Raw genomic sequence first — 11,689 nt, 5'->3', positions numbered from 1 at the left:
ACCCCACCTCTTTCGGGACAGTTTCGGAAAATTTGCGGGAATTTATGGCTGGATGTGCGATCGCTCAAAAAAAAACCGGCCAAAATTGGTCGGGAGTTAATTAATCAGGGTGCATCTACTAATTGAGTCTCCGGTAGCACCCCACCTCTTTCGGGACAGTTTCGGAAAATTTGCGGGAATTTATGGCTGGATGTGCGATCGCTCAAAAAAAAACCCGGCCAAAATTGGTCGGGAGTTAATTAATCAGGGTGCATCTACCAATTAAGCTTCCTGAGAATTCCATCGCCATCCGGAAACTTACCGCTGAAAACTCAAAACTCTTTTCGATGAACCAGAGTTGCGGTAGCTTGGTCTGTCGGAACTAGCAAGACTTCGCTAATATTGACGTGGGGCGATCGCGTGGCGCAAAAATATACTACATCGGCTACATCATCCGCCGTCAAAGGTGTAAGTCCTTGATAGACATTCTTCGCCTTGTCTGAATCGCCGTGAAACCGGACATTGCTAAATTCTGTTTCCACCAAACCCGGTTCTATTTCCGTCACCCGCACCGCTGTTCCCAAAAGGTCTTGTTTCAACCCTTCAGAAATCGCTCTCACCGCTGCTTTGGAAGCGCAATAAACACTACCTTTCGGGTAAGCTTGGCGGCCTGCTATTGAGCCGATATTCACTACGTGGCCGCGGCCTCGGCTGACCATTCCCGGTACGATGTAGCGAGTCATGTAAAGCAAGCCTTTCACATTGGTATCAATCATTTCTTCCCAATCTTGAAAGTTGCCTTCGTGCAGTTTGTCTAAACCGCGGCTCAATCCGGCATTGTTAATCAGAATATCGATGTTTTTCCAGGCATCGGGGAGCGCAATTATCGCTGATTCGACTTGCGGGCGATCGCGCACGTCCAATTCTAGCAAATAAATATCGTTCGCCGATGCGACCAATTTTGCCTCTACAAGTTCGCTTGCCAGTCGATCGAGCTTTTCCAGACGGCGGGCTGCTAAAATTAGTTTGGCTCCACCTTTCGCGAATATCTTGGCGCAGGCTGCTCCAATACCGCTACTCGCACCCGTAATGAAAACAATTTGATTTTGGATAGAAATCATTTTTTGTCAGTTGTCAGTTGACTGTTGGCTGTTGACTGTTGGCTGCTGTCAGTTGTTAGTTGACTGTTGTCAGTTGTCAGTTGTTAGTTGACTGTTGTCAGTTGTTAGTTGACTGTTGTTCCCAATTCCCAATTCCCCATGCCCCATGCCCCATGCCCCATGCCCCATGCCCCATGCCCCATGCCCCATGCCCCATGCCCCATGCCCCATGCCCATAACACCTATTTTATTATTTGACAACCCGCAATCGCACACTAACCATTGCAATTCCGCCTTGTCGCATCAAAACTGCTGAAATCCAGCGATTTTCAGGAGTAGCCGGAGCTTTACCTACTTTAAAAATTCCCCCGGAATTCAGCAAATCTAGATCGAGTTCTGCGGATTTGAAAAATGTTTTTTCGTTAACTGGTTCCTCCAAAATAGTTCCGATTAAAATGTCATTGCCGATCGGCTCTAGAACAATGGCATCAAAATGGTACTCTTCGCCCACCTTCACTTGCTCCGGCACATTCAATTGAATTGTTGGAGGATTTTTACCAGAACTGATCTGATTTTGTTCTGCTAAAATCTCTTGTTTAACTATTTTTTCACCCTCAAAGCGCTGCTGAGAACGGATGGTAGCTTTGAGATTTAATTCTCTACCATCCTGCTTCTGAGTGCCGGCAATTGTAGTTATGGTTTCAGCGATAATCGCGCTACCTTCGGTTTTCCAAGATTTGAGTTCGGTGCGGTAATTCAAATTCGGATATCGCTGCCAGAGTTGGATCAGAGCTTTTTCCATGCTTTGGCTGTTTAATCCGTCAGAATGAGTAAAATTCTGGCTGTAAAATGCCATTACTGCTTTGATATCGCGCCGGTTGGCTGCTGCGTCAATTTCTGTTAGCAGTTTCGTGAGTGGGGCTGGGGCATTGGCTGGGGTTTGGGCGACGATCGCCTGGGGAGTCGCTGCGATCGCCCTGACAGCACTCGGATGCAGCACGCCAGCACTTACCACTGTTAAACATAACAACATTTGAGCGATCGACTGGCCGCCGTTAAAACCAAATACGATCGGGCGATCGGCTTTTTCGTCCCGACGGCTGCAAAAATACTGAGATACACTTGGCACTAAATTCAACAAATTACGCATTAGATGATACTTTGGTTATTTGTCAGGGGTCGCGGCGCGGACAATTGTTCGCCTGCAACGAAAACTGACAACGGAAGGAGGGACACGGCACAATCTAATTTTAGATGGCTGATTGAAAATTGGCTGAAACTGCCGGAATAATAAGCATAATAGTCTAAAACCTCTAATCTAAAATCGATCGACCTGTGGAACTTGTAAAAGAGACAAATACCTTGACAAAAGCCCCCCTGCGGTTGTTGGTTGCAGCTAGCGGTACCGGAGGACATTTATTTCCAGCGATCGCCACCGCCGCCGAGTTGGCCGACTGTCACATCGAATGGCTGGGAGTCCCAGACCGCATGGAAACGCAGTTAGTTTCATCACTTTACCCCCTCCACACGATCGCCGTCGAAGGCTTTCAGCAGCGATTTGGACTCGGTACAGCGCGCATTTTGGGCGGACTGATCGGGTCGATCCTTCAGGTGCGAAAGTTGCTCAAAGAAGGAAATTTTCAGGGAGTGTTTACTACCGGCGGTTACATCGCAGCACCAGCAATTTTGGCGGCTCGCTCTTTGGGTTTGCCGGTGATTCTCCACGAATCTAACGCAATTCCTGGGAAGGTGACGCGGTGGTTCAGTCCTTTTTGCAGTGCTGTGGCGATCGGATTTGCAGCAGCAGCCAAGCATTTACCCCGCGCGAAAACCGTGGTTGCTGGTACGCCGGTGCGATCGCAATTCCTCGCCCCTCAACCTCTAAAGTTACCAATTCCTGACAGCGTACCTGTAATTTTAGTCATGGGCGGCTCTCAAGGCGCTGTCGCAGTCAATCAGTTAGTGCGCGAGTGTGCTCCGGCTTGGTTTGAGGCTGGTGCTTGGGTAGTTCACCTCACCGGAAATAATGACCCGGATGCTGAGAGTTTGAAGCACGAGCAATATTTGTCAATGCCATTTTACGACAATGTGGCGAGTTTGTTGCAGCGAGCAAATATAGCAATTAGTCGATCGGGCGCTAGTGCTCTGACAGAATTAGCTATTACCGGAGTACCTTCTATTTTAATTCCTTTTCCTTACGCTGCTGACGACCACCAAAGATTTAATGCCGAAGTATTTGCCGCATCAGGAGCCGCCGCAGTATTCCGTCAAAGCGAACTCACAGCAGAGGTATTGCAAAGCAAAGTGCTGTATTTGTTAAAAGATTCCGAATATTTGGCCAAAATGTCTCAAGCTGCTGCTCACTTAGCGGTGACAGACAGTGCGGAACGTTTGGCAAATTTGGTCAGGGAATTGTTGAGTCAGTAGCGCAAATTTGACATCGATCGCTACTAATTTAACGAGACATTTTTTAATGAGGGTAAAGCGTAAAGTCTCTATCCAACCAAATAATATAAAGCACAGCCCCATCTCGATAACCAACCATCGGAGCCATCCCGCAAAACCGAAAAGCAATAAAATTTACATCATCCTTAAGATGGCTAGGAATAGCCACTCTAATGGAACTTTTAGCAATCTTCTCATAGCCAGAGCCGTGACGGCCAGAAGCATTAATCTGGCTCCAGGTAAGCTGACTTAACTTGTAGAGCGTATCTGCAAAAGCTGCCTTTTCATCTTTTGTACATTGAGAAAGAGAGTAATCTTTATTCATGTATCGCAAAGAAAATAAAGGCGACTGCTGCTCTGGCCCTAAATCAACAGTTTCCCTAGCTGAAATCTTGGTTCTTTTTTCTTGGCGCTGATTTGCCTTAAACTGCTTCTTCAAAATTGAGTTGAGTCTTGAAGTATTCCTGAAGCGATTGATGAGTAATTGTACCGCTATTTTGAGCGGCAAGTTTCCAGGGATATTCTTCTTGCGTCATGTTGCGTAACTTCCATGCAGCAAACTGCCCAAACACGGAGTAAACTTCATCAAGTAGGCTCTTAGTTTTTTCGTCATAAATCGAAAAGTCTATATCTTCAGGACATGGAATTGAACCAGCACCATACTTTTTATAGTGACGGTATAAATCAGGAACAACCGGCCCGTGAGTCCATGCTTCTATCGCTTCAGGAAATAGCGGTTCATCGTACAAAGCTAAATGAAACCCTTGAGCATAGTAAAGCAATTTCTGAAGTTTGAGATTAGATATCAGATCGCCAGCATCTTCACTTACCTGAGCCAAAAAGTATTTGGCTGCATCATCACAACTCAGCATAACTTACTTGGTTATCATTAAACGGCTGATTTCCATCATACTAGATTCGATCGCCCTAGGCGACATTCAGCTTCACAAAATCAACCACCGACGCTAAGCCATCCTTCGTCTTCAAATTAGTAAAAACAAAAGGTTTCTCCCCGCGCATCTTTTTAGCATCCCGTTCCATCACACCCAAATCGGCTCCCACAAACGGCGCGAGGTCTATTTTATTAATCACTAACAAATCCGATTTAGTAATTCCCGGCCCGCCCTTGCGCGGAATTTTATCCCCCGCAGCCACATCGATTACATAAATTGTCAAATCCACCAACTCCGGGCTAAAAGTTGCCGCCAAATTGTCACCGCCACTTTCGACAAAGACTAAATCTAAATCAGTGAACTTGTGTTCTAACTCTTCTATAGCTACCAAGTTGATCGAAGCATCTTCGCGGATGGCTGTGTGGGGACAGCCGCCAGTTTCTACGCCCAAAATGCGATCGCTCTCCAAAGCTTGACTCCGAACCAAAAACTGTGCATCTTCCTGAGTATAGATATCATTAGTCACCACAGCAATCTGGTACTGCTGTCGCAGCGCCTTACACAAAGCATCAAGCAAAGCAGTTTTCCCCGAACCAACCGGGCCAGCAATTCCTACACGAAAAGCACTCATAATTATTTTGGTAATTGGGCATCGGGCATCGGGCATTGGGCATAGTTTCTTTTTCTTCCTTCTTGCTTCTTGCTTCTTGCTTCTTGCTTCTTGCTTCTTCCTTCCAATTTTCAACTCCGAAACAACCGAGTGTACTGAGTTTCGTGCGCCATGCTAGCCAGTCCCAATCCCCAACTACAACTAGCAAGATCATCATCTTCTAATTGTAAAACTTCTCGCGCCGTAGAGTTAATTTGAAACTGTAAATCTAACAACAACTGCTGGCCCGCAGTTTGACCGAGGGGAATCAATTTCACGCCCGCACCCGCCAAATTTGCAGCCCAACTATACAAATATCCTACCACGGCCGCTTCCTCTTCAATCTGCCAACAGGCCGCCGCTATCCCAAAGCCGATCGCAAAATTGCACGGATTGCCGCCAACTTCCACCAAATCTTTTACAATTGTTGTTAATCCAGAAACAACGGGCGATTCCCTGCGGGATAGCTTCGCTTCACGCAAATCCAGCAATAACCGGGTCAAAGTCCGTCCCATTTGCCAACTTTGCAAGCGCAACTCTTCACTTTCCTTAGCAGCAGTCGCCCAAGCATTCCAATAACTCAAAGCCCTCAAATCCCCAATCTGGGCAGCCCTCAAAGCCCGTATCGCCACAGCAGCTTCTACTCGCACCGCCCCGAATTTCAGCGAATTTTCTAACCAATTCCTCAAACTAATCTCGCTGTCGATCGCACCCGCTTCTACCAGACTCTCAATTCCCTCAGAATAACTATAAGCTCCCACAGGTGCAAAAGCTAACTGCAACAAACATAAAAGTTGATTGTTCACTGTTGACTGTTGACTGTTGTTATTTGTTATTTGTTATTTGTTGGTTTCAATGCCCAATTCCCCATTCCCCATTCCCAATGCCCAATTCCCCATTCCCAATTCCTAATGGTTGTGTCCGTAAGCCCCAGTTTCTGGCTGAAATGGCACAACTTCTGCTATTACCTCCAAACCCATTTTTTCCAGCATTCCCTGCAAAACAGCATCGGAAGAAAACCTTAAATAATTATCAGTAACTTCTAAAGCTACGTGGCGGTTGCCTAAATGATACGCAGCCCGCATCAGTAGCAGTGGACTTGAAGCGCGTACCGTCAGCACCGATTCAGGTTTTGCTGTCACCAATACCAAGCAGCTACCGTCTTCCGACTGCAATAAATCTCGATCGCGCAACACCGTACCTCTGGGCAAACTCAGGTGCAGTTTTTCCCCACCTTCTGTCTGGAATTGGTGGCGGCTGCGAGTGCGATCGTCCGCTGTCATCGGTAAAGTAAAGCTGACAGCAGCATCGGGATTTGCAGGCAAATGTTTTGTGAAAGTTAGCATTTGTCTATTCTATTCCTCAAAGGAATTCACTTCACATCTAGTTTTTGAGGAATATCTTTTTTAACTCTAATTGCGACTGACAGCGAGTTACAAAATTGTGATCTCTCTGAACCGCTCCCGTCCTTACATACCATGTTTTGCTCGTTTTGTCAAGCAATTTATTACAGGCGATCGCCATTTTTTCAAAAATGACTGCATACCGTCCAGTAACTCAAACAATAGAACGGGAGAGGAAGAAAGACTCAAACCCTCGATTTTATTGATTGCCCGCTTGTTGCAGCCGCAAAAGCTCAGCTTGAATTCGCTGTTTGACTAACGGATCGCGTTGCTGGAGCAAAGTGAGCTGGTTGAAGCGACTCACTGTCAAACCATTGGTTTCGACAACTTTTTTAGCTTGTTGGCAATAATTTACCGCGATGCCACGAAGATTTCCAGACAGCCTATTAACTTCCTGAGTTTCGTTGCAGACTATTCTGGGAACCGAGCCACCAGCCATTCCTTTAATTTCTTTCATAGCTTCCACCCGTCTGGGTTCTATGAGTAATACAGAGCGAGCGTAGCTAGTAATTTCCTCGTTGCTAATGTCTTGAGCTTGGGCGGCCGCTCCGAAAACAAGGCTTGGGGATTTTGCGTACAAGTCAGGGGCCCATCCGCTAGCCAAAGCTGCTGCGGAAATAATGCCTGCGAACAGCGATTGCCGCAGCATCCGGTTTAGGCGAAATTTAGAGGTGTTGGTTAAGGTGTTCATGGTCGTCGGTGATTGCTTGCGTGTAAATAAAAATGACACAGCGCTGGGAGGCTCAATCTTTTTGAATAATGTGGTGGCTAAAAAGTTCCTGCCCTTGAGTGACAATTTTTAATTTAAGCAGGAAGATTTGCTAGTTGATCGGGCAATTCCCTACGGGATAGCTACGCTTTACGACTTTTTAGCAATTTCGTTCACTTGACCCATTCTAACATCTCTGGGAAGTTGACAGAACACAAAATTTAAACAGTAATTTTCATTAGAGAGCGTTCCCCAATTGCCTCTACCAAATAATTCTCAAAACTTAAATATTAAATAATTCTAAAAGTCCTTGACAAATCCCTCACATTAATAAATCAAATTAAGGTGCGATCGCCTGCAAGTCATACAATTTGAGATTTGAGATTTGGGAATTGGGAATGACGTATCAAATAAGGGTTTTGAGCGCGAGGCTACAATTGCCTTCAGTGTTGAAACTGGTGTCAAATTTAGCAGCAATCGCACTCATCAATGCCCTCAAAGATAGGAATAACGCTAGGGGACTAAAGAAACCGGGTTTTTTCGGGAGTTTCAGGATTTGAACCAAATATTTGGGTTCAAAACCCGGTTTCTGACCAAGCGAGTCCGATCGCGAACTAAAGAATTTATGTAATGTTAAGCTACTGCGGATTTGTCGATCGAGAAAATCCCCTCCTGGTTTGGCGCACTCAGTGAACCCGAACCCGAACCAACGTCAATTTTACTACCTGAAGACAGAGGCAGCAGCAGGCAACTAGACATTAAAATCGTCCTATCAAAACACGCGCTATCTGTTGTCGGCAATCACCTGGAGGCCTTCGATTCGAGCCCCGCTTCCTCAAGTTTCGGGCCCGAAAAGCTTGTCTCCGACTTACCCAAAAACCTGGTTGTTATCCAAAATATCCTTACAGCCACTGGAAGACTAGAAAAACCCGGAAGTCGTGAACTTTTGTCCATCAGTTTTCTTGTCATTGCGATCGCATATCGCGAATTTTGGCAAGCGTTTTCGCAGCAAGTTAACAATTATTAATTACCGATTTCCCATGAAAGCTCAAAAAGAAATTTGGCGAGTCATCCTCGCAGTAGCTATCAGTACCGTAGGCGTGCTGCACTTTGCAGTGCCCGCACCTTTTATCAGAATCATGCCGCCCCAGCTTCCTTACCCGGAAGCATTGGTCTATATCAGCGGTTTTTTCGAGATTTTGGGCGGGATTGGGCTGTTAGTTCCGCCAGTTAGCAGAGCTGCCGCGTGGGGATTAATTGCCTTATTTATTGCCGTGTTTCCGGCTAATATCAATCAAGCCGTCAACAGCATACCCATAGAAGGGATTCCCGACAACCCATTAGTGTATTGGTTCAGGCTGCCTTTTCAAGCCGTTTTGATTGCTTGGGCCTGGGTTTATACCAAACCAGACGAAAGTAAACCACGGGCTTCTATAATCCCAGATACGACAAAAAACGCCCCATGAAGCAGTTCGACTACCATGCGGATTTTAAGAGCATCGACTTTCGACAGCATCCAGAACTTTATTGCGTGGGGAAAGGAGAACAGGGAGTGCTGTTGGTGGAACCCTACAAAGGAGAAATTCTACCTTTCTGGAGATTTAAGACTCCTGAAATTGCCAGGGAGTCCAGCAGCAAAATTTACTCGTTATTTTTAGAGTATCTCGATCGCGAAAATTTTGTGGGAGCGGACATGGCGCGCAAGTTCTTGCAAATGGGGTATACTCGATCGCGCCGCTACGCCAACCACAAAAGCGGTAGAAAATACAAGCACAACCCTCAGAAAATGGAGTCTGTTGCAGAGCAAACCGCAGCTAGAAAAGATATTTTACCGCTAGAAGCAGATCCGGTGAAAGCAGAATCGGCCGCCATTTTTCAAGAGAAATGGATGCAGGCCAAAACTAACGAGAAATATCTCCAGCTTTTAGCTCGACACCGGCAGATGTACGAATCTTCTTGATGCAAGTCTGAGGATAGATCTACACTTACCAAAAACTCAGAACTCACAATTTAGCCCCCAGGACAGCAGTACAGTTGTGTGGGAGGATCTCTTTCGGAGAGTAAAAAATCTTTTCTAGGAGTGCGAGCGGGACGATCGCTATATATATACGTATAGCTACCATCGCGCTCGCACTCCCTGTAAATTCAAAACTGAGAAGCTCCCAGTTGTGCTTGCCTATCTAGGAACCGCGCAAATTGGTGAGGTCATAAAATTTACTCATCATTTTCTTCTGTTTGCCACTGCCGCCACATTTCAAAGCCATTAAAGCCCCTGTATTGCAGGTAATTCAAGACTTTGCCCTTGGTTTTCGGATCTACTTTAACCCAAGTATCGATCTTGTATTTCCGCATCACTTTGGCTTTTAATTCGGCGAGTTTTGCGGCTACCGAGTCCAGATTTTCGGCAATTTCTTCTTCCCAGACTTGCTCGAACAAATCGCTGGCAATTCCTTTTTGCAGGCACTTACGCTTGATTGCCGACTTCCCATATTTGCCTGTAGCAGAGGCGATCGAGTTTGCCACCAAGCGAGTGTCAGACTGATAGCCCCGGTCTTGAATTTGCGCGATCGCCTCCAATATTTCCTCATTGCCAAAACCTTTCTCTTGCCCCTTTTTTTGCAGTTCAGAGGCACTGTAGTCTTTGCGGGACAAGAGAAAATAGAAATAGTCAAGACAGCTCATCAGTTAAATCGAAGGGTAGCACGCAAATACTCATGTAGCGAATGCCAAATCCAGTAGCCTTGCTATCGGCCAACTGCATCGCGATCGCCTCTATTCTTCTGTATCCTCCTCTTCTTCCACTACCACATCCGGTCTGTCCGCATCGATCTGAATCAAGCGAATGTGCTTGTATCCGAGTTTAATTTCAAACTCGTCACCAGGCTTTAATCCCATTTCTTGGGTATAATTTGCCCCGATCACGATCGAGCCATTCTTGTGAACGCTAGCGCGATAACTCGCTTCTCGTCCGCGTCCGTCTGCTTTGGACTTCTCTAGCTCAATGCCCTTAGCAGCTAACACTGCATCGTAAAACTCAGCCAGGTTAATCCGTGTTTCTCCACTCTTGCTGACGGTGAAGTAGCCGCAAAGCTTTGCAAGTTCTCTGCGCGGCAAATCGCTGCCTTTGATTTTTTGAAGCAGACCTTTTCCTGTTAAGGGTGCTGTAGCTGTTTCTGCCATTGACCGTACCTCGCTTATTGGAATTTACTTATATCAATTACAACACATTAGATGAACTTTGTTTCACTGTCAATACTAATTATTCTGAATATTAAGATTCTGGATAAATTTCTGCGGTCTCAAGACCGGGGGTGCAAGTAAGGATGCTCGAAGGACGATCTATTTGCTGCTCGCTGGTGATGCTTGCGTCAGCCTCACAGCGCGATCGCGCGGGAAATTATTGTCGCAAATTAAATGCTTTACTTTTTTACTGTAAAGTCTGTTCCCAACATTCACCAATCCCGATCCTGTCTGCGGTCAAGGTAAAAAGCAAGACAGCCATGAATGAAAATACCTAGAGCGCGGCACAGGCAAATCTGCCGCCAGCAATTACTGGCGCGGGATTAAATTTTACCTCAACAAGGCGAGCTAGCACTTGTTCTTGATGCCACTGCCAGCTACTTGTAAACCCTGTTTTTCGGGCGGCTAATCCGCTCAAAACGCCAAATACCCAAGAGCAATCTTCTATTAAGGTTTCGGCATATATAGCGGTTCTCAAAAAAGTGAGGATAGCCATAGCCCTATGCCCATAGCCCTATGCCCATAGCCCTATGCCGTTCGCGTACCTGATCTTTCTGAGAAAGGCTATATATAGCATCCATCCATCAGGGTTAGGACATTCTTAATGGCCCTTTCCCGATGGAGTCGATTGCTTCTGACTTATGACTTCTGACTTTTTTTTACCCGCTCGCGCAGCCGTTATAGCCTTCTTCCTTCTTCCTTCTTCCTTCTTCCTTCTTCCTTCTTCCTTCTTCTGACTTCTTTTTACCCGCTCGCGCAGCCGTTATAGCCTTCTTCCTTCTTCCTTCTTCCTTCTTCCTTCTTCCTTTTTCTGACTTCTTCCTTCAACATCTGCTATAACTTGCACAGAGCGCAGTCCGGGGAAGGCAATTCGGTAAAAAATCAAGGAAATTTCACCTGTTCGTAGAACCGGTTTGAGCTAAAACCACACTTAATCGGCGCGGCGGCAGAAACATCGCGCAGCCACCACCAGAGGAATTAGCTGCACCAAAAAAATGTCTGTGATGTTCGAGGGGGAGAAGGGGATGGGGGACAATAACAAGGAATAGGGAATTAAAATAGACAATTTAAATACTGTAGATCGATTTGTTTCGATCGCGCGAAATTGCTGCGCCACTCTTCACCCTTCGCCACTTTCTCAGTAGACTGCGATGGAGCGATCGGGAAAATCGTCCTCCCAGGGCCCAAAGCCAGAGAATTTGACCGAAAAGCGAGATGCAAGCCCCTGGCTTTAGACATGGGGATAAGTCGGCAGCGGTTTCAACCGCCTT

At 46.2% G+C, this 11,689-nt stretch carries 15 protein-coding genes; 3 read left to right on the top strand and 12 right to left on the bottom strand.

The genetic code is table 11. From position 1 onward, the window contains the following. Positions 1 to 311: 311 nt before the first annotated feature. Both QUB52_RS27400 and QUB52_RS27395 read right to left on the bottom strand, forming a co-directional pair. Complete coding sequence (locus QUB52_RS27400; protein WP_265239014.1) at positions 312 to 1,100, bottom strand: SDR family oxidoreductase; 789 nt, start codon at positions 1,098 to 1,100, stop codon at positions 312 to 314. Positions 1,101 to 1,329: 229 nt separating this feature from the next. Beyond that, on the bottom strand, positions 1,330 to 2,229 hold the full coding sequence (locus QUB52_RS27395; protein ID WP_265237883.1) for a nuclear transport factor 2 family protein: 900 nt from the start codon (positions 2,227 to 2,229) through the stop codon (positions 1,330 to 1,332). Between the two features lie 212 nt (positions 2,230 to 2,441). Between QUB52_RS27395 and murG the strand changes: the two genes are divergently transcribed. Then, positions 2,442 to 3,506: an undecaprenyldiphospho-muramoylpentapeptide beta-N-acetylglucosaminyltransferase gene (gene murG / locus QUB52_RS27390; protein ID WP_332975267.1), complete on the top strand. Its 1,065-nt coding sequence runs from the start codon at positions 2,442 to 2,444 to the stop codon at positions 3,504 to 3,506. 43 nt (positions 3,507 to 3,549) lie between these two features. Here the strand turns inward: murG and QUB52_RS27385 are convergent, their stop codons facing one another. The 6 genes from QUB52_RS27385 to QUB52_RS27360 all read right to left on the bottom strand — a co-directional run bounded on the left by QUB52_RS27385 (position 3,550) and on the right by QUB52_RS27360 (position 7,160). Continuing rightward, on the bottom strand, positions 3,550 to 3,963 hold the full coding sequence (locus tag QUB52_RS27385; protein WP_332975269.1) for a hypothetical protein: 414 nt from the start codon (positions 3,961 to 3,963) through the stop codon (positions 3,550 to 3,552). Continuing rightward, positions 3,947 to 4,396: a Panacea domain-containing protein gene (locus tag QUB52_RS27380; RefSeq protein WP_332975270.1), complete on the bottom strand. Its 450-nt coding sequence runs from the start codon at positions 4,394 to 4,396 to the stop codon at positions 3,947 to 3,949. The genes QUB52_RS27385 and QUB52_RS27380 overlap by 17 nt, the downstream gene beginning before the upstream one ends. A gap of 55 nt (positions 4,397 to 4,451) precedes the next feature. Then, the gene (ureG, locus tag QUB52_RS27375) at positions 4,452 to 5,048 is read right to left on the bottom strand and encodes an urease accessory protein UreG (RefSeq protein WP_194008569.1); all 597 of its coding nucleotides are present in this window, start codon (positions 5,046 to 5,048) and stop codon (positions 4,452 to 4,454) included. A gap of 110 nt (positions 5,049 to 5,158) precedes the next feature. Next, on the bottom strand, positions 5,159 to 5,872 hold the full coding sequence (locus QUB52_RS27370) for an urease accessory protein UreF (RefSeq protein ID WP_332968381.1): 714 nt from the start codon (positions 5,870 to 5,872) through the stop codon (positions 5,159 to 5,161). Between the two features lie 102 nt (positions 5,873 to 5,974). Next, the gene (gene ureE, locus QUB52_RS27365; protein WP_332975271.1) at positions 5,975 to 6,412 is read right to left on the bottom strand and encodes an urease accessory protein UreE; all 438 of its coding nucleotides are present in this window, start codon (positions 6,410 to 6,412) and stop codon (positions 5,975 to 5,977) included. A gap of 256 nt (positions 6,413 to 6,668) precedes the next feature. Next, the gene (locus QUB52_RS27360) at positions 6,669 to 7,160 is read right to left on the bottom strand and encodes a DUF4168 domain-containing protein (protein WP_265237876.1); all 492 of its coding nucleotides are present in this window, start codon (positions 7,158 to 7,160) and stop codon (positions 6,669 to 6,671) included. A gap of 956 nt (positions 7,161 to 8,116) precedes the next feature. Between QUB52_RS27360 and QUB52_RS27355 the strand changes: the two genes are divergently transcribed. Both QUB52_RS27355 and QUB52_RS27350 read left to right on the top strand, forming a co-directional pair. Beyond that, a complete protein-coding gene (locus tag QUB52_RS27355; protein ID WP_332975272.1) occupies positions 8,117 to 8,644 on the top strand; it encodes a DoxX family protein in 528 nt (175 codons plus the stop codon). Further along, positions 8,641 to 9,138 carry a DUF4385 domain-containing protein gene (locus tag QUB52_RS27350; RefSeq protein WP_265237872.1) on the top strand — a complete coding sequence of 166 codons (498 nt, stop codon included), beginning with the start codon at positions 8,641 to 8,643 and terminating at the stop codon, positions 9,136 to 9,138. Before QUB52_RS27355 ends, QUB52_RS27350 begins: the two co-directional genes overlap by 4 nt. 254 nt (positions 9,139 to 9,392) lie before the next feature. Here QUB52_RS27350 and QUB52_RS27345 read toward each other — a convergent pair whose 3' ends face one another. The 4 genes from QUB52_RS27345 to QUB52_RS27330 form a co-directional block, all read right to left on the bottom strand. Next, positions 9,393 to 9,860, bottom strand: a complete 468-nt coding sequence (locus QUB52_RS27345) for a regulatory protein RecX (protein WP_332975273.1) — start codon at positions 9,858 to 9,860, stop codon at positions 9,393 to 9,395. Positions 9,861 to 9,950: 90 nt separating this feature from the next. Further along, positions 9,951 to 10,358: an AbrB family transcriptional regulator gene (locus QUB52_RS27340; protein ID WP_106149805.1), complete on the bottom strand. Its 408-nt coding sequence runs from the start codon at positions 10,356 to 10,358 to the stop codon at positions 9,951 to 9,953. 334 nt (positions 10,359 to 10,692) lie between these two features. After that, positions 10,693 to 10,914 carry a hypothetical protein gene (locus tag QUB52_RS27335; RefSeq protein WP_265237865.1) on the bottom strand — a complete coding sequence of 74 codons (222 nt, stop codon included), beginning with the start codon at positions 10,912 to 10,914 and terminating at the stop codon, positions 10,693 to 10,695. Between the two features lie 267 nt (positions 10,915 to 11,181). Further along, a complete protein-coding gene (locus QUB52_RS27330; protein WP_265237863.1) occupies positions 11,182 to 11,304 on the bottom strand; it encodes a hypothetical protein in 123 nt (40 codons plus the stop codon). Positions 11,305 to 11,689 lie beyond the last annotated feature (385 nt).

It is taken from the genome of Microcoleus sp. A6-C6, from assembly GCF_036705955.1.
Lineage (GTDB): Bacteria > Cyanobacteriota > Cyanobacteriia > Cyanobacteriales > Microcoleaceae > Microcoleus.
This window is presented reverse-complemented; position numbering and strand designations above follow the sequence as displayed.